Raw genomic sequence first — 22,388 nt, 5'->3', positions numbered from 1 at the left:
TCTGCCCCGGCGAGAATAACTGACTGACGGGATTGGTTTTTTTTACTTATTGAACAGAATAAGGCGACAGTTGGTTTAATGGAAAAAACACACTCAGACTCGCCGGTCACAATGTGTAAAATTGTTGCGACAGGGATTGCCTTACCGTCGACGCGCGTCACGTCTGCCGAACTGGATAGCCGACTCGGCAAAGCGGCGGGTTATGTGGAAAAACGTTGTGGGATTGTCCACCGTTATCACGCCGCGCATCATGACAGCCAGGCAGGGCTGGCGGCAGAGGCTCTACATCAGGCGCTAAAAGCAGGTAGCCTTGCACCTTCCTCTATTGATCTGTTGATTTGCGCCTCTGCGGTGGCTGTTCAGGCGCTGCCGTGCAGTGCTATTCATATTCTGAAAGCGGCGGGTATGCCGCCCGGTGTAGCGGGATTTGATATTAATAGCAGCTGCGTCAGCTTTATTTCGGCGCTGGAAGTGGCCGCCGGATTACTGAACAGCGGTGCTTACCGACGGGTAGCGATTGTCTCTGCGGATCTGGCCTCGCGCGGTATCGACTGGAATCACGAAGAATCCTCACTCATTTTTGGTGATGGCGCGGCATGCGCGATTGTCGAACGCGGCAACGGGCGCAGCGGTATTGTCGCCAGCCTGATTGAAATGTATCCCGACGGCAGCGAGTTTTGCGAAATCCGTGCGGGTGGCACCCGGTGTAATCCGCGAGCCGGTATGACTGAAAGCGATTTTCTCTTTCAAATGCAGGGCAAGCCGTTGTTTCGTTATGCCTCCTCGCTGATTGAGGGCTATTTCGCCCGGCTGCTGCAAAAAAGCGGGCTGACACTGGCGGATATAGCCACCGTGGTGCCCCACCAGGCGAGCCACCTTTCCCTCGAACATATGCGCAAACGCCTGCATGTGCCCGCTACAGCGCTGGTGGATATTTATCGTTACTATGGCAATCAGGTTGCCGCCTCCATCCCAACGGCGCTGCATGAAGCCGTTAACAGCGGTCGGTTTACGCCGGGTAATCCAGTGATGCTGATTGGCACTGCCGCGGGTCTTACGCTGGCTGGTATGGTTATACTGCCATGAAAATTCTGGTGACCGGCGCAACCAGCGGCCTCGGGCGCAATGCCGCGCAATATTTGCTGGAAAACGGTCATCAGGTCGTGGCGACAGGACGTAACCGGGAGGTGGGAAAACAGCTGACGCAGGCGGGTGCGCATTTTACTCCGCTGGATCTGACGCAGGCGCATCAGAATGACTGCATCCGGCTGATGGCGGGCTGCGACGCGGTGTGGCACTGTGCTGCTAAATCGTCGCCGTGGGGGAAACAGTCCGAATTTTTCATGGCGAACGTTCACGCCTCGCGCATGTTGGCACAGGCCGCCGGGCACGCTCAGACACCGCGCTTTGTCCATATTTCGACCCCCGCAGTCTACTTTGATTTTCAGCATCATCACAATCTTACGGAAAGCTACCGCGCGCGATCTTTTTCTAGCCATTATGCCCACAGCAAATGGCTGGCGGAGCAGGAGATTAGCGCCGCCGTAACGCGTTTCCCTGCTACCACCTTTGTACGGCTGCGCCCGCGTGGTCTGTTTGGGCCGCACGATAACGTCATCATTCCGCGCTTATTGCAGCAACTGCAGCGTGACGGCGGGGTGCTGCGTTTGCCGCGCGGCGGTGAGACGTTGCTGGATTTAACCTTTGTTCAAAACGTGGTGTATGCCATGGAACTGGCGACGCGCAAACCGGCGCTGCGTTCCGGCGGTGTGTATAACGTGACGAATCATCAGCCGCAGCGATTGAGCGAGATGCTGGACGCGCTACTGCATCAGCAACTGCAACTGAATTATCAGATCAAAACCGTGCCCTGGCCGTTGCTGTCGCTGGTGGCGCGTGGCATGGAACTGGTCGGGAAATGTCTCGACAGGGAACCGCCGGTCACCCGCTACAGTGCGGGAACCCTTAGTTTTGATATGACGCTGAGCGCCGAAAACGCAATTAATGAGCTGGGGTACCGGCCCCGATTTTCAATGGAAGAAGGGGTAGCCCTGACCGGTGAGTGGCTGAGGACACATGGCAAAAATCAGCGAGTTTGAAATAGGGTACTGTACACACATCGGTTGTATGGCGGTGAAAGGCGCCGGATTCCGGGTGTGTAAATTTCCTGCACGAGTCTGGCTGCTGGAAGTCGGCGATCGCCGCTGGCTATGGGACACGGGCTATTCGTCCTGGTTTGACCGCTACACTCGCGCCGGCATTTTTCGTGTTTACCGCCACCTTACCCCGGTCTATTTCGACGAGAAACTGTCGTTAGTCAATCAACTGGATGCACTCGGGCTGGCAGGCAACGATATCGACGGCATTATTCTTTCGCACTTTCATGCCGATCATATTGCCGGGCTGCGTGATTTCCCGGATGTTGCCTGTGTCTGTTCCGGTGAGGGATGGCACCATGTACGCCCGTTACGGGGTCTGGCGGCGTTACGCGAAGCGTTTATTCCGGGGCTGATCCCCTCTGACTTTGAAACGTCATTACGCTTTATCGAAAGCTTCGACACTCTGACGCTCCCCGCAGCGTTGGCGCCGTTTGAACGGGGTTACTTGCTGCCCGATAGCGATGGGCAAATCATATTAGTCGATCTCCCCGGGCATGCGGTGGGCCACATCGGCGCGTTTGTGTTGACGGATGAGGGCTGGACATTGCTGGCAGGCGATGCCGCATGGGCGCCCGCTAACTATCAGGAACTTCGCGGCCCGTCACGACTGGCCAGGCTGGTGCTGGCCGATTCTGCCGTTTACGGGCGCACCCTCGAGAAAATGAACCAGTTGTGGCGCGCAGGCGCTGTAACCATTCGTCTGTGTCACGAGGGGGATCTGTGATCCCGCTGATGACGCTGTGGCGATATTTTCGTTTTCGCCAGCTACGCTTTACCCGACGCGAACAGCTGGAGGCGTGGCAGGAAAAAAAACTGCGCGCATTTCGGCGCCAGGTGCTGAAAAACAGTCCGTGGTTCCGGCGCTGGCTCTCGCGGCCGTTTGAGCAATGGCCGCTGATGGATAAAGCGCTAATGATGACCCACTTTGACGAGATGAACACGGCCGGTTTGCGCCAGCAGGCGCTGATGGACTGTGCGTTGAGCAGCGAGCGAAGCCGCGATTTTACGCCGAAGGTAGGCCGATTCAGCGTCGGGTTATCGTCAGGCAGTTCCGGCAGGCGTGGGTTGTTTGTCGTCAGCCCGCAGGAGCAACAAATTTGGGCGGCGGGCATGCTGGCGAAAGTGCTGCCAGACGGCCTGTTTGCCGGAGAGCGCGTCGCGCTATTTCTGCGTGCAGACAACCATCTCTATCAGAGCGTCAACAACCGTTGGTTAAGCCTGATGTTCTACGATCTGTTTGCGCCGTTTCGCCAGCAGTGGTCACAGCTTGAGCAGCAGTCACCGACGTTGCTTGTCGCGCCCGCCCAGGTGTTGCGCGCACTGGCGCTGGCGGTGATGGCGGGGGAGTTGTCGCTGAACGTCAAAAAGGTCATTTCCGTGGCGGAAGTGCTGGAAACGCAGGATCGTGAGCTGTTGCAGCAGGTGTTTGGCGATGTAGGGGAAATCTATCAGGCCACTGAAGGCTTTCTGGCAACAACCTGTCGCTGTGGCACGCTGCATCTGAATGAAGAGTTTATGTATATCGAGCCTGAATGGCTTGATGAGCGGCGTTTTGTACCGATTATTACCGATTTTACCCGCACCACGCAGCCGATTGTCCGTTACCGACTGGATGATGTATTGGTTGCCAGCGATACGCCGTGCGCGTGCGGCAGCGTGACGCGGACTCTTGAACGGATTGAAGGGCGGCAGGATGACCAACTCTTACTGCCGGGTGACGACGGCGGCGCGCATACGGTGTTTGCCGACCCATGCAGTCGTGTGCTGGCGCAGGTGTTACCGTTGACGGCGGATTATCGGCTGGTGCAAACCACGGCCAGTCATCTCCGGTTGATGGCCGATTGCGACCTGCCACGCCTGGAACAGTGCCGTATTGCGCTGGAGCAACTGTTTTTCCGTCAGGGCATCGACACTTCACGTCTGACCTGGTCGTTAATATCGCAAACACCCCCGACGCAGTTTGACAGTAAACGTCGACGAATTATTTGCCAGTGGAGACGGGAATGAGACTGACTGCACGGCGTTTGCCCGGTTGTTGTGAAGCGCGGTTGCGCACGCCAGGAGGGGGAGGGTGAAGATATTGCTGACCGGCGCATCGGGGTTTATTGGCAGCACGTTTCTGCGCCGCTTTGCTGATCGCGCCGATCTCGAACTCTGTGGTGTTGGACGGCGAGCGGTAAACGATTTCCCGCCCACCGTGCGTTATCACGCGCTGCCGCTGGAGAGGCTTGCAGAACTCAACGTTATGCCGGATGTGGTCATCCACGCCGCAGGCAAAACCTCGCCCTGGGGAACGCCACAGGACTATGAGCGCGATAATGTTGAAACGACCCGGCAGGTGATCGACTTTTGCAATCAGCGCGGTTTTCCCCGCTTGATACTGCTGTCGAGTTCAGCGGTCTATTCGCGCTTTGCCCATCAATTCAACGTGCGTGAAAACGCGGAAATCGGGCCGCAGTTTACCAGTGAGTATGGCCGCAGTAAGTATCAGGCTGAAGCGTTAGTGAAGGCCTACCGTGGTGAGAAAACAATTTTTCGCCCCTGCGCGGTGTTCGGTGCGGGCGATCGATTGCTGTTCCCGCCATTGCTGAGCGCGGCCAAAAAAGGGCAATTGGTCAGGCTGCGAAACGATGTCACGCCAGCGCAGGCCGATATTATGCCGGTGGGGATGCTGTGTGATTATCTGCTGCGGGCAGCTCGCCACCCACAGTTGAGAAGCTGCTATAACATTTCGGCGGGACAACCCGTTGAGACGGCAGCATTTTTGGATGATGTGTTGCGACAACTGGATCTGCCGTTACCGGTAAAAACAGTGCGTCCTGGCACCGCGTTGCGCGTTGCGGGGGCGCTGGAGTGGCTATGGCGCCGGCTTCCTCTGGGGGGCGAACCGCCGATCACCCGTTTTGGCATCGGGGTGTTTAGTTATGCCGCTACGCTGGATATCACTGCAATGCGCGAAGACTTTGGCGCGCCAGACGGCACCCTTTCGCAAAGTGTGCAGGATTTTTTACAACATTATCGGACGGTGAACGCATGCTGCTGATTGCTCTCCTCTGGCTGCTTATCCTGCTCTTTAAGCTCTTTTTTGCGCTCAGGATATTACGTACAGCAGATCGTGGTTGTCATGGCGAACGGGAAGAGGTGACGGTGATACAACCGATCCTCAGCGGCGATCCGGCGCTGGAAAGCGTCCTGGCGTCAACCGTTGAGCAGTTAAGCGGCACGGCATTTTTCTGGCTTATCGATGATGACGATGCAGAAGCCGCGCGGGTGACGCAGCGTTTGCAACAGCGCTATCCACAGCAGCATATTACGGTTTTCTCCTTTCCTCCGGCGCCGGAAGGTGTTAATCCCAAGCTGTTTAAGCTGGAGCAGGCGAGGGCGCAGGTCGCCCGCGACGTTATTCTGGTGCTGGACGATGATGCGGTATTGAGCGCGGCGTCATTGCGCCGCATGCTGGGCGAGCTGACGGATAATACTCTGGTGACCGCACTTCCCTGGTATCGCGCGGCGGACAACCTGCCTTCTCGTTTGCTGGCGCAGTTTGTTAACGATAATTCTGCACTGACCTATTTGCCGCTGTTAACGTTCGCACCGCCGCTGACGCTGAATGGGATGTGTTATGCCATCCGCGGTGAAACGCTGGCGCGCGCTGGCGGCTTTGCGCCAGTGCTGCATCACCTGACGGACGATCTGGCGATGGCGACGCTGTTAACGCGTCATGGTGTACGCATTGTGCAGTCGACTGCGGCGGTGCGTGTGCAGACCAGCGTGGCCGACGGTACACGCTATTTCCGCCAGATGCATCGCTGGTTCCTGTTTGCCACGCTACTGATGCGTGAAAAAAGCGCGGCAGTCAATCTGTCGATTTTTCTGCTACAGGGACTGCACCCGCTGCTGCTGTGGGCGCTGCTGGTTCTGGCGTTCGGCAGCGCGGCACACGGCGCTCTGCTGGTGGGAATCGTTGTGATACGCCATCTGGCGCTGCGTGGTGTCCAGCGCGCCGTCGCAACGGAAATTCCCGCGCATCCGTTGTTGTCATTGTTGTCCGAATTACTCCAGCCTTTCCATCTGCTGCATGCGCTGGTTAATCGCACCATTTACTGGCGTTCGCGTCGCTACCGTATTTTCAGCAACGATTGTTTTACGTCGCTATGAAAAAAACTGATCTGCAGATTGCTTTTATTACCGGCCGTAGCCGTCCGGATAACGCGTCGCTCAGTCCTTCGCAGGCGGCGTTTTTACAGCGGGTTGTCGGCCATCATCAGCCGGTTGCGGTGAATTTTCCGTGGAGTGCTCAACCCGTGCAGTGGCTGGCAACCGGCCTGCTGCGCGCCAGCGTCAATAACGCCCGGGAATATCTTGGCGCGCGACAAGCTGGCTTTGCCTTGCGTTACCAGCCGCAGGCGCTGGAGATGCTGGCGTCAGCAAACCATACAGTACTGCTCTGTGGCAGTTGTGGACTGGAGTTGTTTAATCAGTTGCGCTTACCGGCTGAATGGCTGGCGCGCATCAGTGTTTTTGCCTTTGGTCCGGTTGCGCGTCGCCGACCGGACTGCCGCCATTTGCTGGTACAAGGAGAGCAGGACTGGATTTCGCGCTGCTGGTTTCGACACGCGGACAGACGCATTGCCTGCGGTCATATGAATTATCTTGAACAGCCGCAACTGGCGGCGCTGTGTCGCCAGTTTATTGATGAACCAGGCAGACAGGGAGCGTAGATGCAGCGTTTATTCGATCTGATCCCCGCGGGGGTTACCCGCATTGATTTGCTGGCGCCGCCGTTTTCCGGCCATTTACATCCCGTGCTGGCGATGGGGCGCGTGCTGTCCGAACGTTATCAGGTACGCATTATCAGCACCCGGGGCGTTGCGTTTTCTGTCGCGGCGGCGGGGCTGGCGGGGTTGTCGCTGCCTGGCGATTACGATACGCCGCTGTTGTCGGTCGTGAATCCGAAATATGCGGTAGGCTCCCATCCGCTGCGGCTGTATCGGCAGTTTCGCCAGGTTGTGGGGTTATTGAAGCATTTCGGCGACGAACTGGAACAGTTGTGGCTGCGTGAAGGTGCGCCCGATCTGGCGATCGCTGATTTTACCCTGCCTGTTGTCGGTGACGTTTGTCGCAGGCTTGACGTTCTGTGGTGGAGCAGCCTGCCGTCACCCTGCGTGCTTGACACCCCCGATGGCGCGCCTGCGTACTGCGGTGGGTTAATGCCTGCGCAGAACGGGTATCAGCGTTTGTGGCACGCCTTGCAACGAAAAAAAGTGCGGCTGTTTAAACACGCCGTATTCTGGCTGTTTCGCGACGTTATTCGCCAGACAGGGATCGATAGCCTGTACCGGCAGGATGGCAGCGAAAGCGCTTACTCGCCGCTGCGCATTCTGGCGCTCAGCGAAGCAGCATTCGAATTCCCGCGCAGCTGGCCTGCGGCTGTCAGCTTTATCGGCCCGGCACTCTACACGCCGCCAACGCAGTGTGTGGCACCGCCATTTGAAGCGGATAAACGCCATGTGCTGGTGACGCTCGGTACACATCTGGACTGGCATAAAGATGCGGTGATGAATGCGGTTATCGCGCTGGCGAACACCTTGCCGGACTGGGTATTTCATTTCACCGATGGGCATCAGACCGTCGCGGGACAGCAGCAACAGGACAATGTTTACCGCCTGTCCTGGGTGAATTATGACAACTGGCTGACGCGCTATGATGCGGTCATTCACCACGGCGGCGCCGGGATTATGTGGCATTGTCTGGAGAAGAATATTCCGGCGCTGGTGTATCCGGTGGATTATGACCAGTTTGATCATGCAGCACGGTTAGACTGGAGCGGGAAAGGGATTTGGATTAAGGACGGATTAAAAGGACTGGAAACGGCGGGACCGTTATTAATGGCGTTGGTTGATGTGGATGTTTCAGACCAGCGACAATGATCAAAGTTACGATTTACCTGAATGTATGAAAACTCTTTATTATTAACAGGTTATAAGGAATGCTATGCTAAACTGGATTTTTAATGATAATAAACTCACGCTACGGCAAATTTGCTTAGACAGCAAACTATCGACAGCTAAAAAAATACAGAAAATCGATAAGTATCTGGCGAATGGCGGTGATATCAATTTTATTGACCCCGAAATTTCTCCGTGTAACGTGCTGGTTCCCCTGACGCGTAACCCAGAGTCAGATGTCTCCCTGGTGCAATACCTGCTCGATAAAGGGGCACACATTGAGTGTAATGGTTTCAGTGCTTTTCATTCGGCTATCGAGTTTAATAATGCGCAGTTAGTGACACTTTATCTCAGCGCTGGCGCAGATCTTTATTATCAGAATAAATTTAATAATTGTTGGCTCAACTACCTTTTTCATCCTGATCCACAGTATGTCTATCAGGAAAGTCAACGTAAAGACATGATAGATCTTCTGCTTGATTCTCACCTGGATATCAATAAACCGGTGAGTTTTTGGACTAATGGGGAGCTAAACCACCCATTGGAAATATTATATTCAGAACAAAGTAAAGAGCTGTTTTTACATATCATAAATAAAAATATCACTCTGGATATTGAAAAGGCAACGCTGATTGAAGATATTATTCGATCGAACCAATTTTGGGGGCTTGAGGCATTTACACCGTTGGTGAAACGCTATCCGGATTATAAAAAAGAGCGCTACATTATGGCCAATGATAGCAGCTTTTGGGATGACGCCAATCTGCTGGAATTGTGTGTTTACGAAAATGCAGCGGACTATTGTGAATATTTGCTCGACAATTATCCAGAACTGAAAGCGGACTCTCGCGCCAAAAGTCTGGTCTACGCGGCGCTGACATCAGAGTTTGATCTGCGAATTATCGAAAAACTGCTTAAAGTCACTGTCGATATCAATCGCATCTATAAGATGACGCCACCAGACGCTTATCAGGCACCGTTGATTAGCCAGTATCTGAATAATCCTCATTTTACCGATCCCAATAAGCGCGATTACATCTATCAGGCTCTTGAATTGTTACTCAAATATGGCGCTGATCCCAACAGTGAGTTCGTCAACAACGGTAAACCGTATAAGATGTTGAGCTGGTCAAATCTACGATTACTCATTTACCCAATGGTAGAAAAAAGAACGTTCTTACCCCAATTTCTCGATCTCTTTTTGCAGTATGGTCTGGATATCAATAAGAAATTTGGCTCAGTAGAGGAACCGACCTTACTGACCATCACTCAGCGCGGTTCATGGAAAGAAGACCAGGAAACGATCATTAAGGTGATGGAGTATTTGCTGCCATTGGGACTTGATTTAAGCCTCACCAATATTTACGACACAAACTTTGTCTCAGCCGCCGCTATTTCTTGTCGTACTCAACTGCTTGAATGGTTGATTCACCAGGGGGGCGATATTCATACTCATTGTGGTCACGATAACTCCCCAATCTTACATAAAGCCATTTCAACCTATTCGTTAGATGAAATAACCGGCCCCATACGCCGCCAGACCGTTCAGCTTCTGTTACAACATGGCGCGAAACTTGAAGAGTTTTCAGTTGATGAACGATTTACGCCGTTGATGTGCGCCTGCTACTACGGTGCCCAATCCTGCGTCGACGTTCTGTTAGCGCAGGGGGCCAACCCTAATGCGCGTAATGGTGAGGGCACCACGCCAGCGTTGTGTGCCATCACCGGCGGTGATTCAAATGAGTTTCCCCGTTTTGAATCCACGGCTGTGCGGATACTGAAACTATTACAGCAGTATGGTGCTGATTTAACGGTGGAGGATTGCCGTGGCAACAGTCCGCTCGTGGTAGTAATCCGGTTGAATTATAAAGAGATATTTGAGGCACTTCTCCAAATGGTGCCATATAGCCACGCGCAGCTTGAACACGCGCTTGCCATCCCTGAGCCAGAGAGCTATTTCCACCGCCGTCTACAGCAGCAGATCAAGGGGGAAACTGCGCCCATTCCCACCAAAGCAGAAAGCGAACCAGAGCAACACGTCTTGCCTGCAGGCGAAGATAAACCCGTCATTGAGGCAATGGAACCACAACCGCGGGTAATAAAAGCCAGCCCAGAGGCCTGCAGTGCGGCCTCGCAGAGAAGCCAAATTCCGACGATTATCGAACTGAAAGCCAAAGTGAAAAGTTTCTTTAAACCGGTAGCCAGCGATCCCGATGTTACGGCTACTCAGTTAAACGGTATTGAAGAACAGGTAGACCTGTTAATTGAAAAACTGGATAACTTCAGCTTTTTTCGCAATCAGGCCACCAAAGAGGAATTTGAAGAAGGCGTTCAGGAATATATCGATGAAGCCGTCGGGCAGATCAACACTCTCATTGAGGATGATTATCCGGCACTGACCGAAGCATTGGTCGATGCGGTTTGGGTTATTTTGCAGTTCTACCGGGTGGATATTGAGATTGAAACCGCGCTGAGAAAACGCTTCTGGTAAGGTTTCTCTAACAGTCAGAGCCATCTGAGTGGGATGGCTCTTAACTCCCCGGCATCATGACAACGCGATATTAAAACGCAGCATGTTTTGGCAGCGTCAGAATAAAACGGGTGGCGCGTAAATCAGAGGTGACGGCGACGGTACCCTGATGGGCGATGACAATTGATTTTACAATCGCCAGTCCAATGCCGCTGCCTTCGCCTTTACGTTGACGGGAGGGATCGACGCGGTAAAACCGGTCAAACAGACGCGGTAAATGTTCCGGTGCAATAGGGGTTCCAGGGTTCTCAACGATAATCTGCACCTGATTCTGCGCCTCAAAAAGCCGCACGGTGACGGATTCTCCCTTCGGGGTGTAACGCATCGCATTGGAGAGTAAATTACTCAACGCCCGGCGTAACATAATGGGGTCGCCAGACACCCAGCACGCGCGGCCTTCAAAGCGTAAACTCACCTCGCGCTCTTCAGCCCAGGCTTCGAAAAAGTCGAAGACTTTGCCCACTTCATCCGCCAGGTTCAGCGCCTTTTTCTCCGGAATGAGCTGATTGTTGTCCGCCTGCGCGAGGAACAGCATATCGCTCACCATCTTCGACATACGGCCAAACTCTTCGAGGTTGGAATACAGCACATCCTCCAGCTCTTTCTGGCTGCGGGGTTGGCTGAGCGCAATCTCGGTTTGTGTCACCAGATTGGTGATCGGGGTTCGGATTTCATGGGCGATATCGGCGGAGAAGTTGGACTGGCGAGTAAAAACATCCTCAATACGCTCAATCATGTGATTAAACGAGATAACCAGACGTTCCAGCTCGATCGGCACGGCCTGCGGATCCAGGCGGACATCAAGATCTTTTGAGGTCATATTTTGAATGCGTCGGCTCACGCTGCGGATCGGTTCGTGGCCTTTATACACAGCAAGCAGGACGATAAAAATAATCAGTATGCTGACCAATGAGGCTGTCATAATCAGCTTGTTTTTCAGGTCGTTAATATAGTGCAGATGAAAATCTATCGATAACGCCATATACAGCGTCCAGGCGGGTTTACCGTCAGGTAATTGCCCCACCGGCAGACGGATCATCCGCCAGGTAGAGTGAGCGCCGTGTCCCTGATTGTGCCCCTGCATGTTCAGGGTAGGGCCGGAAAGTAAAAAGACGTCGCCGTTACCGGCATTTTTATCCGGCGTCGCACGACCGATAAACTCGCGCAGGTCAGGAGCGCCAGGTGAATGAAAAATGGCCTTTTTATTGGCATCTTCGAGAGAAATCATCACATTTGAGTAGCCCGAAACCACATTTCGCAGGGTTTCCAGACGGCGGGATTCCGGCTCTTCGCCTTGATTGAGAATTCGCTCGAGCGTCGTGCTTATCTCTTTTAAATCATTAATATCCTGCTCGGCAAAGTGGACTTTTACCGAGTGGATCATGACCCAGGCAAAGGCGAAAAAGGCGGCGATGGTCGCCAGGCTGATAAAAAATGTCAGTCGGGTCGCCAGCGAGAAAGGGCGGCGAAACCGCTTAGTGGCCATCCGGCACCTCAAGCATATAGCCGACGCCACGAACTGTCTGAATGAGTTTCGGCTCAAATTCATTGTCTATTTTGGCGCGCAGTCGTTTGACCGCCACATCGATGGCGTTGGTGTCGCTGTCAAAATTCATGTCCCATACCTGGGAGGCAATCAGCGAACGCGGTAACACTTCCCCTTGATGGCGCAGGAAAAACTCCAGCAAGGTGAATTCTTTACTGGTTAAGGTGATCCGCGTTCCGTTGCGGGTGACTTTTCTACTGACCAGATCCACGGTTAAGTCAGCCACCTGAAATTGGCTCTCCACTATCACCGTCGCGCCACGGCGCAACAGGGTTCTGACGCGGGCCAGCAATTCGGCGAAGGCGAACGGTTTCACCAGATAATCATCCGCGCCCAGTTCCAGACCTTTAACCCGATGTTCAATGGTGCCCAGCGCCGTGAGCAGGAGGATCGGCATCCCTTTGTTGGCGGCGCGCAGCATACGCACGATATCCCAACCGTTCACGTCTGGCAGCATGATGTCGAGGATGAGCAGATCGTAATCACTGGTCATCGCGAGGTGATAACCGTTCAGTCCGTTATCGGTCAGATCCACCACAAATCCGGCTTCTGTCAGACCTTTGGTCAGATATTCGCCGGTCTTGTTTTCATCTTCGACTATCAAAATCTTCATCACTTATTCCTTCACGCATTGACTGTGCGGGCTCTCAATTCTAGAGAAGCCGGATCGGATAGCAATCGGTTATTGGGAAAATGACAGTTTTGTCATTTTGCTGTCACGGGTTAGCCAGAGTCATTTCGGTAAGGTACGGGGCATCAGTTCATATTCACATTCGGGTTACGGGTCCACGGCGGGCGAAAAGGATTATGTACACATTTAAGCGTCTTACCCTCAGTGCTTTATTTGTCCTGACAGGATGTTCACTGGCGCCGGACTACCAGCGCCCGGAATCCCCCGTCCCGCAACAATTTTCCCTCTCGCAGAATGCGATGGTACCCGCGACAACGGGGTATCAGGAGACCGGCTGGCGGACTTTTTTCGTGGACGAGCAGGTGAAGACGCTGATTGGCGAGGCGCTGCGCAACAACCGGGACTTGCGCATGGCAACGCTGAAGGTGCAGGAAGCGCGAGCGCAATATCAGGTGACGGATGCCGACCGATATCCGCAGCTCAACGCAGACTCGAGCGGTAGCTGGAGTGGTAAAGTCAAAGGGGACTCCCGTACGACCCGCGAATATGAAGCCGGGTTAAATTTGAGTTTCGATCTGGACTTCTTTGGCCGGTTGAAGAATATGAGCGAAGCTGACCGGCAGAACTTTTTCGCCAGTGAAGAAGCCCGTCGCGCGGTGCATATTTTATTAATCTCGAACGTCTCGCAAAGTTATTTCAACCAGCGGCTGGCCTATGCACAACTGCAGGTCGCGCGGGAAACATTGCAAAACTATGAACGCTCCTACGCGTTTGTCGAAAAACAGCTGCTGACCGGCAGCACCAACGTGTTGGCGCTGGAGCAGGCGCGGGGCGTCATTGAAAGTACGCGGGCTGACATCGCAAAACGGCAGGGAGAGCTGGCGCAGGCCACTCATGCCTTACAGCTGCTGTTGGGGAGCTACACAACGTTACCCAATGAGAACGTGGGGAGCGCCGGAGATATTAACGGCGTCAAATTACCGCCTTCACTCTCTTCGCAAATCTTATTACAGCGTCCGGATATTATGGAAGCTGAACACGCATTAATGGCGGCCAATGCCAATATTGGCGCAGCGCGTGCGGCATTTTTCCCCTCCATTACGCTGACCGGTTCGCTTTCAGGCAGTAGCAGCGATCTTTCCAGTTTATTTAATCCCGGTAATGGGATGTGGAAATTTATCCCTAAGGTGGAGTTGCCGATTTTTAATGCCGGTCGTAACCAGGCCAATCTTGATTTAGCCGAAATTCGCCAGCAGCAGTCGGTGGTGAATTACGAGCAAAAGATCCAGAACGCTTTTAAAGAGGTGGCGGATGCGCTGGCATTACGCCAAAGCCTGGCGGATCAAATTACCGCGCAACAGCGCTATCTGGATTCCCTGAACATTACTTTGCAACGCGCCAGGGCGCTCTATCAAAACGGCGCGGTGAGCTACATCAACGTGCTGGATGCAGAACGTTCGCTGTTTACCACGCAACAAACCTTACTTGATCTCAATTATGCCCGGCAGGTGAATGAAATTAGGCTGTTCACTGCACTGGGCGGCGGTTGGGCGGAATAAAACCAGGTACACACTCAGGAGACAATATGATGACCACAACGATTAAAGCCGCTGTTTTTACTCTTTTTACGCTCGTCGCAGTGAATGCGCAGGCCAATGAACATCAACATGAAGGGATGATGAACGCGACCCCTGCTGCTGAGCAGACGCAAGCAATCAGCGCGACGGGTATCGTGAAAGCCATCGATATGGAAAATAAAAAAATCACGATTAACCACGATCCCATTCCTTCCGTGAACTGGCCGGCAATGACCATGCGCTTTACGCTGACGCCGCAAACGCAGCTCGGTGATATTAAGGTCGGTGACAAAGTGGCGTTTAATTTTGTGCAACAGGGAAACCTGTCGCAGCTGCTGGATATTAACGTCAGTCAGTAATAGGTATGGCTCGCCACCGATATTCTTGCCTGCGTTCAGCAGAACGCGGGTGAGCGTAGATGAAGAAATGGAAAACACAATGGCGTCTTTTAAATTCAATAATCTCGCGCTTATTTTTGCCAGCATGCTTGTCGGCGGCATTATTTCTGTCGGGGGGTATGCATATTATTCTGCAACGCACGGAACTGCGGAAATGACACCCGCGCCGGAAAAAGAGGCGCGGAAAGTTCTGTTCTGGTATGACCCGATGTACCCGAATACCCGTTTTGATAAACCGGGGAAATCTCCGTTTATGGATATGGACCTGGTCGCGAAATATGCCGACGAAGAGACGGGTAATGCCTCAACGCAGGGTGTGCATATCGATCCTGTCCAGACCCAGAATTTGGGACTGAAAACCGAAACCGTACGTCGTGGGGCGTTGAATTATGCGCAGACGTTTCCGGCGAATGTCAGTTTTAACGAATACCAGTTTGTGATTGTGCAGGCGCGTTCTGCCGGATTTATTGACAAGGTCTACCCGCTAACGGTCGGCGACAAAATCAAGAAAGGCACGCCGCTGATAGAACTGACGATCCCTGACTGGGTGGAAGCGCAAAGTGAATACTTGCTCCTGCGGGAGACGGGCGGCACGGCAACCCAGGTGGAGGGGATTCTGGAGCGGCTGCGACTGGCGGGCATGCCGGAAGAGGATATCCGCCGTTTAACAGCGACCCGTAAAATTCAGACGCGGTTTACGCTCAAAGCGCCGATTGATGGGGTGATTACCGCCTTTGACTTACGTACCGGCATGAACATTGCCAAAGATAACGTGGTGGCGAAAATCCAGGGGATGGACCCGGTGTGGGTTGCCGCTGCTGTCCCTGAATCTGTCGCCTGGCTGATAAAAGATGCCTCCCAGTTTGCGCTTACCGTCCCGGCCTGGCCGAATAAACCGTTCACTATTCGCAAGTGGAGCATCCTGCCAAGCCTCGACGCCACCACCCGAACGCTGCAGGTGCGCTTGCTGGTGGATAACCCTGATGAAGCGCTGAAACCGGGCATGAATGCCTATCTGAAACTGAATACCGAAAGCGAGCCGATGCTGCTGATCCCGTCAAAAGCGCTGATTGATACCGGCAGAGAGCAGCGTGTGATCACCGTCGATAGCGACGGACGTTTTGTGCCGAAGCGCGTATCTGTATTTCACGAATCGCAAGGGATGACGGCCATTCGTTCCGGGCTGACCGAAGGCGAGAAGGTTGTTTCCAGCGGTCTGTTCCTGATCGACTCCGAGGCGAATATTTCCGGTGCCCTGGATCGCATGCGGGCGAACACGCCAGCCGACACCTCCGCTCCGGCGACCCATTCACACTGAGGGAATTGTAAATGATTGAATGGATTATTCGCCGGTCCGTGGCGAACCGTTTCCTGGTGATGATGGGGGCGCTGTTCCTCAGCGTCTGGGGAACCTGGACCATCATCAATACCCCGGTTGACGCACTGCCCGATCTCTCGGATGTGCAGGTCATCGTCAAAACAAGCTATCCCGGTCAGGCGCCGCAAATTGTTGAAAACCAGGTGACCTATCCACTGACGACCACCATGTTGTCCGTGCCCGGTGCGAAAACCGTGCGCGGTTTCTCGCAGTTTGGCGACTCCTATGTGTACGTGATTTTTGAAGACGGTACCGACCCGTACTGGGCGCGTTCGCGCGTCCTGGAGTACCTCAACCAGGTGCAGGGAAAGTTACCCCAGGGCGTGAGCGCCGAGATGGGACCGGACGCTACGGGCGTCGGCTGGATCTTTGAATATGCGCTGGTGGACAGGAGCGGCAAACACGATCTGGCGGAGCTGCGCTCCTTGCAAGACTGGTTTTTGAAATATGAGTTGAAAACGATCCCTAACGTGGCGGAAGTCGCCTCGGTGGGGGGCGTAGTGAAAGAGTATCAGGTCGTTATCGATCCGATGAAACTGACGCAGTACGGTATCAGCCTGTCAGAGGTGAAGTCGGCGCTGGACTCTTCGAATCAGGAGGCGGGAGGCTCATCCGTTGAACTCTCTGAAGCGGAGTACATGGTTCGCGCCAGCGGTTATCTGCAAACCCTTGATGACTTCAACAACATCGTATTGAAATCCGCTGAAAACGGTGTCCCGGTCTATTTGCGGGATGTCGCCCGTGTGCAAATCGGGCCGGAAATGCGCCGGGGCATTGCCGAGCTGAATGGCGAAGGCGAAGTCGCGGGCGGGGTGGTTATCCTGCGTTCCGGCAAAAATGCGCGGGAGGTGATTTCGGCGGTAAAAGAGAAACTGGCGACGCTGAAAAGCAGTTTACCCGCAGGCGTCGAAGTGGTGACAACCTACGATCGTAGTCAACTGATTGACAGGGCGATTGACAATCTCAGCTATAAATTGCTGGAAGAGTTTATTGTCGTGGCGCTGGTCTGTGCGCTCTTTTTGTGGCACATCCGCTCGGCGCTGGTGGCGATTATTTCGCTGCCGCTGGGACTGTGTATCGCCTTCATCGTGATGCATTTTCAGGGCATTAACGCCAACATTATGTCGCTAGGGGGCATCGCCATTGCGGTCGGGGCGATGGTAGATGCTGCCATTGTGATGATCGAAAACGCCCATAAACGGCTGGAAGAGTGGGGGCACCTGCACCCTGGCGAAAAACTGGATAACGACACCCGCTGGAAGGTGATCACCCATGCGGCGGTGGAAGTGGGACCGGCGTTGTTTATCAGTCTGTTGATTATCACGCTCTCTTTTATCCCCATTTTTACCCTCGAAGGTCAGGAAGGGCGGTTGTTCGGACCGCTGGCGTTCACCAAAACCTGGGCGATGGCGGGGGCGGCATTTTTGGCGATTGTGGTCACCCCGGTTCTGATGGGCTTCTGGATCCGCGGGAAGATCCCCGCAGAAAACAGCAACCCGCTCAACCGCTTTTTGATTCGCGTTTACCATCCGTTATTGTTGAAGGTATTACACTGGCCAAAGACCACACTGTTAGTGGCGGTGTTCTCTATCCTGACCGTGCTGTGGCCGCTCAAAAATATCGGCGGCGAGTTTTTGCCGCAAATTAACGAGGGCGATCTGCTGTACATGCCTTCTACATTACCGGGGATCTCCGCGGCGCAGGCGGCAGACATGCTGCAAAAAACCGACAAACTGATCATGACCGTCCCGGAAGTGGCGCGGGTGTTTGGCAAAACAGGGAAAGCCGAAACGGCAACGGATTCGGCGCCGCTGGAGATGGTTGAAACGACCATTCAGCTCAAACCGCAAGACCAGTGGCGTCCGGGAATGACGATGGACAAAATCATCGAGGAACTGGATAAAACGGTGCGCTTGCCGGGGCTGGCCAACTTGTGGGTGCCGCCGATCCGTAACCGGATTGATATGTTGTCCACGGGGATAAAAAGCCCCATCGGGATTAAAGTGTCCGGCACGGTGCTGGCCGATATCGATGCTACCGCAGAGCAAATTGAAGAAGTGGCGCGAACCGTGCCGGGGGTTGCCTCCGCGCTGGCTGAGCGGCTGGAAGGCGGGCGCTATATCAACATTGATATTCAGCGTGAAAAAGCCGCGCGTTATGGCATGACGGTCGGCGATGTACAACTGTTCATCACCTCGGCGGTGGGCGGTGCGATGGTCGGTGAAACGGTGGAAGGGATCGCGCGCTACCCGATAAACCTGCGTTATCCGCAAAGTTATCGTGACAGCCCGGAAACGCTGCGTCAGTTGCCGATTCTGACGCCGATGAAGCAACAAATTACGCTGGCGGATGTGGCTGAAGTGAAGGTGGTTGCGGGGCCGTCGATGCTGAAAACGGAAAATGCCCGTCCGGCCAGTTGGATCTACATTGATGCCCGCGATCGTGACATGGTGTCGGTGGTCAACGATCTCAAAAAAGCGATAGCGGAAAAGGTGCAGCTGAAGCCCGGCACCAGCGTGGCGTTCTCCGGCCAGTTTGAGCTACTTGAGCGGGCGAACCACAAGCTGAAACTGATGGTGCCGACGACGCTGATGATCATTTTTGTGCTGCTGTATCTGGCTTTCCGTCGGGTGGGCGAAGCGCTGTTGATCATTACCAGCGTGCCGTTCGCGCTAGTGGGGGGAATCTGGTTCCTGTACTGGATGGGATTCCATTTATCGGTGGCGACCGGAACCGGGTTTATTGCGCTGGCGGGCGTCGCGGCGGAGTTTGGGGTGGTGATGCTGATGTATCTTCGCCATGCCATTGAAGCCGAACCGACGCTGGAAAACCCGCAGACCTTCACGCCTGAGAAACTGGATGAGGCGCTATACCACGGGGCGGTTCTGCGTGTCAGACCGAAGGCCATGACTGTCGCGGTCATTATCGCGGGTTTGCTGCCCATTTTGTGGGGCGCTGGTGCCGGCTCAGAAGTTATGAGCCGCATTGCTGCGCCAATGATTGGGGGCATGATTACCGCGCCGCTGCTGTCGCTGTTTATCATTCCGGCAGCGTATAAATTGATGTGGCTGCGCAGGCACCGGAATCAGCAAACGTAATGTCTGAGATGATTGTTTCTCAATAATTATATAATCATCTCACAAAACTATTTAAGACCAGCATAGGTAATGCTGGTCTTTTTTCCTGTGTTCCTGCATTAAACCATGCGTGTAAAGGGGGTATTTTTCAAAGCACAGAAAATATGCGAAATACCCCTATAAAGTACATGTTGATTGACAGATGCTCGCCTTAACTAAAATGTTACCCTTAATTCAGGTAGCTTGATTCTCTATTTTCAGGTTGCGCTTATGTTTGTTTTCCTTTTTTGATTTAAACTAAATGCTACATTAAAAAAACGATTGTAAACGAAAAGAAACCACGGATACCCGCTACACTGTTTATATTGCAATCTGCCCTTTTTTATTTCAAAATCGCGATGGTACGGGCCATTTTATTCAATTTTGTTATAAAGTTTTGGTTAAGTTTAACGGGTTTAAGGCACAACTTACGCCAGGACCCATCACATACGAATGTTTTTACATATCAATAAAACAGTAAAAATAGCTAAAAACTTAATTTTGTTCAAAATAATCGACATGAGATCCATTATGGTTATCCGAAACCAGGGGTGGAAGCCTGTCTCGTGTTTATCTCAAACGAGAATGAGAAGTTTCTCAAATACAATAATAAGGATTTAATGATGAGTTTTGGTATGGCGAAGGATGATAGATTTGAAATTATTGCCATCATTCGTGAAGAGCTTCTCAAGAAGACGAAACTTGAAATAGTTTATAAAAACAACAGCATAGTAACGCAACTGGAAAAGGTCGACTTCGAACACTTCGCCATCTCCCACCATGAAGATATCGTCACTGAAAAGATTCAATGCTTTATTCTGCACAGTGAAGCCGGAATTATTAAATTTAATGCCCGATTCGACCGCGAGTCCTCAGATGATAACGCGGGTGGATTAGTTTATTTTATCCCAGACATGATTTTTTTTGTTCAACGCAGGCAGCATCAGCGTTTCTCGTTTCTAAAGGGATTTAGTTTTACCTGCTTTGGGCGCTACAAAAACGGCGAAAATTACTTATTTAAAATTAAAAACATTTCACGTGGCGGTTGTGCGCTTATTGCCGAAGAGGTGAATCCGCGCTTTTTGCATAAAGATGCGGTAATCAAAGCCTCATCGCTGGAGTTCGAACAGTTCGGCAACCTGCAACTCGATATGAAAGTTATCGATGTTGTGGAGATCAATGAGTTTGATGATGACAACCACCTGTATTCCTGCCATCAAATTTCGTGCAAGTTTGAGTTTAAAAATCACCGTGAGGAGTCTGAAGTTGAAAAAATCATTATCAACTTTTTGATGAGCAATAAAATTAGAAGTTTATAAGGAAGGTGAACTGGATGTTGATGTGTGGCAATGATAATTTTGTAGGGCGTGGCGTCTCAGAGTTCCTGAAAAGTAAAGATGTACCGATTAAAACCTTCAGGCGCGAAGAGATGATCAGTCAGTCATCATTGTATCGGCATCATACGATGCTCTTCAATATCATTGATAACGGGCAGTCTTGTGCTGATTTTGTTGATTTTTTAAATAAAAATAGATTCAAGGTCTATGACAACAACATTGTCATCATCACCGACAGTTTGGTGGCGAAACTGTGTGTTGAGTTACTCTATGTTGATAAAGCAATCGTATTGACTGAAAAGTCACCCTTACGCGATTTTAATCAAATCACGTCATTGTCACAGGGGGCGGGTCATTCCCGCTTGTTTCGCTCACAAAAAAGACTTACCGACCGGGAACAACAAATACTGAGTTTATTGGTCGGCGGCTACAACGCAAAAGAAATCTCCGAGTTAGTTAACCTGAATTATAAAACAATTCAAACTCATAAGATGAAGATCATCCTCAAGCTTGGATTAACGAACTCTGCAGACCTGAATAAATTGATTGTCAGATTTAACCATTCGTTGTCTTTTTTACCCTGAATCATATTTGATCAGAAGATTTTGAATTATACTCTTCATACTTCAAGTTGCATGTGCTGTGGTTACGTTCGCTCACTCCAGTCATTTACTTTAGTAAGCTCCTGGGGCTTAACTCCTTTCTGCAACTCGAATTATGTAGAGTATATAATACTCACAGGGGCTGAGCGTGTAGTCATTTTTATTTGGCGGGAGTCGCCGTTTTAGCTGTATTTTTAAGGAGGAGGAGGGTGTTTAATTCCAATGATGTTCTCAGAGCGCTACAGGGAGCGTTGAATACCAGTCAACTTTATATGGTCTATCAGCCCATTTTGAATTTACATACTCAAAAGATTTGTGGGTTTGAGGCATTAATGCGCTGGAATAGCCCCGACATGGGAATGATTTCCCCTGATATATTTATTACGCTGCTGGAAAAAAGCGGCAGTATTGCTTCAGTCGAAGAGATGGTTTCGAATCCTCCCTGGGATGTTGCGGTCCGGTGGCCAGAAAATATTTCGCTCTCGATCAATTTTTCCGCGCTGGAACTCAGCGATCCCGAGTTACCTGAACGTATCAGGCGAAATCTGGCATTCTCAGGACTTGCCGCCAGTCGCTGCGAAATTGAAGTCACCGAAACTGCACCGATTCGTGACAGCCTGGTCGCCTCAGCGAATATGTCCGCGCTTAAAGCCATGGGGGTAAAATTGTCCCTTGACGACTTTGGTACCGGACATGCCAATCTTGATTATCTGCTGAAATATCCGTTCGATACCTTAAAAATCGACAAAGCGTTTGTCGCAGAGATTGAGCCTGATACAAAATCGTCAAAGATTGTGGAAGGTATTATCGTGTTAGCCCATGATTTTGGTATTGAAGTTCTGGCTGAGGGTGTTGAAAGTAAGGAACAGTTAGACCGGTTAATTCGTATTGGCTGCGATAAAGCGCAGGGCTATTATATTTCGCATCCTGTCCCGGCAGAAAACATTCCCGCACTGTTAACACAATTCAATTATTAGAGCCTATCCCATTAGGCTATTTTACTTGTCATTTTGGCCCTGGGCAGTGCTCACAAAGGTTTACCTTTGAACGCCCCTGGGCGGCCCGTAAGGGTGAGCGTAGCGAATCAAATCCTCACGTACTACGTGTACGCTCCGGTTTTTCCGCGCTGTCCGTGTCCAAACTGACTACGCCAATTACGCCTACTG

General features: G+C 52.3%; 18 protein-coding genes. 16 read left to right on the top strand and 2 right to left on the bottom strand.

Annotation, left to right across the window (positions count from 1 at the left end; translation table 11 throughout):
* Nucleotides 1–78 precede the first annotated feature (78 nt).
* The 9 genes from JM656_RS15685 (at nucleotide 79) to JM656_RS15645 (ending at nucleotide 10,598) form a co-directional block, all read left to right on the top strand.
* Nucleotides 79–1,086, top strand: coding sequence for a 3-oxoacyl-[acyl-carrier-protein] synthase III C-terminal domain-containing protein (locus JM656_RS15685; RefSeq protein ID WP_203358576.1), 1,008 nt, complete (start codon nucleotides 79–81; stop codon nucleotides 1,084–1,086).
* A complete protein-coding gene (locus JM656_RS15680; RefSeq protein ID WP_203358575.1) occupies nucleotides 1,083–2,099 on the top strand; it encodes an NAD(P)-dependent oxidoreductase in 1,017 nt (338 codons plus the stop codon). Before JM656_RS15685 ends, JM656_RS15680 begins: the two co-directional genes overlap by 4 nt.
* Nucleotides 2,077–2,883, top strand: a complete 807-nt coding sequence (locus JM656_RS15675; RefSeq protein WP_203358574.1) for an MBL fold metallo-hydrolase — start codon at nucleotides 2,077–2,079, stop codon at nucleotides 2,881–2,883. The genes JM656_RS15680 and JM656_RS15675 overlap by 23 nt, the downstream gene beginning before the upstream one ends.
* A complete protein-coding gene (locus JM656_RS15670; protein ID WP_203358573.1) occupies nucleotides 2,880–4,166 on the top strand; it encodes a F390 synthetase-related protein in 1,287 nt (428 codons plus the stop codon). The genes JM656_RS15675 and JM656_RS15670 overlap by 4 nt, the downstream gene beginning before the upstream one ends.
* 64 nt (nucleotides 4,167–4,230) lie before the next feature.
* Nucleotides 4,231–5,202: an NAD(P)-dependent oxidoreductase gene (locus JM656_RS15665; RefSeq protein ID WP_203358572.1), complete on the top strand. Its 972-nt coding sequence runs from the start codon at nucleotides 4,231–4,233 to the stop codon at nucleotides 5,200–5,202.
* On the top strand, nucleotides 5,193–6,317 hold the full coding sequence (locus JM656_RS15660; RefSeq protein WP_203358571.1) for a glycosyltransferase: 1,125 nt from the start codon (nucleotides 5,193–5,195) through the stop codon (nucleotides 6,315–6,317). The genes JM656_RS15665 and JM656_RS15660 overlap by 10 nt, the downstream gene beginning before the upstream one ends.
* Nucleotides 6,314–6,880, top strand: coding sequence for a hypothetical protein (locus JM656_RS15655; protein WP_203358570.1), 567 nt, complete (start codon nucleotides 6,314–6,316; stop codon nucleotides 6,878–6,880). The genes JM656_RS15660 and JM656_RS15655 overlap by 4 nt, the downstream gene beginning before the upstream one ends.
* On the top strand, nucleotides 6,881–8,089 hold the full coding sequence (locus JM656_RS15650) for a glycosyl transferase (RefSeq protein ID WP_203358569.1): 1,209 nt from the start codon (nucleotides 6,881–6,883) through the stop codon (nucleotides 8,087–8,089).
* A gap of 64 nt (nucleotides 8,090–8,153) precedes the next feature.
* Nucleotides 8,154–10,598: an ankyrin repeat domain-containing protein gene (locus JM656_RS15645; RefSeq protein ID WP_203358568.1), complete on the top strand. Its 2,445-nt coding sequence runs from the start codon at nucleotides 8,154–8,156 to the stop codon at nucleotides 10,596–10,598.
* Between the two features lie 70 nt (nucleotides 10,599–10,668).
* Here JM656_RS15645 and JM656_RS15640 read toward each other — a convergent pair whose 3' ends face one another.
* Together JM656_RS15640 and cusR are read right to left on the bottom strand one after the other, a co-directional pair.
* Nucleotides 10,669–12,123 carry a Cu(+)/Ag(+) sensor histidine kinase gene (locus JM656_RS15640; protein WP_203358567.1) on the bottom strand — a complete coding sequence of 485 codons (1,455 nt, stop codon included), beginning with the start codon at nucleotides 12,121–12,123 and terminating at the stop codon, nucleotides 10,669–10,671.
* Entirely contained in the window at nucleotides 12,113–12,796 is a 684-nt protein-coding gene (gene cusR / locus JM656_RS15635) for a copper response regulator transcription factor CusR (protein WP_203358566.1), read from the bottom strand. The genes JM656_RS15640 and cusR overlap by 11 nt, the downstream gene beginning before the upstream one ends.
* A gap of 194 nt (nucleotides 12,797–12,990) precedes the next feature.
* Between cusR and JM656_RS15630 the strand changes: the two genes are divergently transcribed.
* The 7 genes from JM656_RS15630 to JM656_RS15600 all read left to right on the top strand — a co-directional run bounded on the left by JM656_RS15630 (nucleotide 12,991) and on the right by JM656_RS15600 (nucleotide 22,199).
* A complete protein-coding gene (locus JM656_RS15630; protein ID WP_203358565.1) occupies nucleotides 12,991–14,373 on the top strand; it encodes an efflux transporter outer membrane subunit in 1,383 nt (460 codons plus the stop codon).
* Between the two features lie 29 nt (nucleotides 14,374–14,402).
* Nucleotides 14,403–14,750: a cation efflux system protein CusF gene (gene cusF / locus JM656_RS15625; RefSeq protein ID WP_203361303.1), complete on the top strand. Its 348-nt coding sequence runs from the start codon at nucleotides 14,403–14,405 to the stop codon at nucleotides 14,748–14,750.
* 79 nt (nucleotides 14,751–14,829) lie between these two features.
* On the top strand, nucleotides 14,830–16,107 hold the full coding sequence (locus JM656_RS15620; protein WP_203358564.1) for an efflux RND transporter periplasmic adaptor subunit: 1,278 nt from the start codon (nucleotides 14,830–14,832) through the stop codon (nucleotides 16,105–16,107).
* An 11-nt stretch (nucleotides 16,108–16,118) separates the two neighbouring features.
* Nucleotides 16,119–19,265 (top strand): CusA/CzcA family heavy metal efflux RND transporter, encoded by a 3,147-nt coding sequence (locus JM656_RS15615; protein WP_203358563.1) that lies wholly within the window; start codon nucleotides 16,119–16,121, stop codon nucleotides 19,263–19,265.
* 641 nt (nucleotides 19,266–19,906) lie between these two features.
* The gene (locus JM656_RS15610; protein ID WP_203361302.1) at nucleotides 19,907–20,602 is read left to right on the top strand and encodes a flagellar brake protein; all 696 of its coding nucleotides are present in this window, start codon (nucleotides 19,907–19,909) and stop codon (nucleotides 20,600–20,602) included.
* 14 nt (nucleotides 20,603–20,616) lie between these two features.
* Complete coding sequence (locus JM656_RS15605) at nucleotides 20,617–21,204, top strand: LuxR family transcriptional regulator (RefSeq protein ID WP_238929250.1); 588 nt, start codon at nucleotides 20,617–20,619, stop codon at nucleotides 21,202–21,204.
* Between the two features lie 227 nt (nucleotides 21,205–21,431).
* Entirely contained in the window at nucleotides 21,432–22,199 is a 768-nt protein-coding gene (locus JM656_RS15600; RefSeq protein WP_203358561.1) for a bifunctional diguanylate cyclase/phosphodiesterase, read from the top strand.
* The last annotated feature ends 189 nt before the right edge of the window (nucleotides 22,200–22,388 follow it).

Source organism: Citrobacter sp. R56, assembly GCF_016811995.1.
GTDB lineage: Bacteria > Pseudomonadota > Gammaproteobacteria > Enterobacterales > Enterobacteriaceae > Citrobacter_D > Citrobacter_D enshiensis.
Note: the sequence above shows the minus strand (reverse complement) of the source record. Positions and strands in the feature narration are given on the sequence as shown.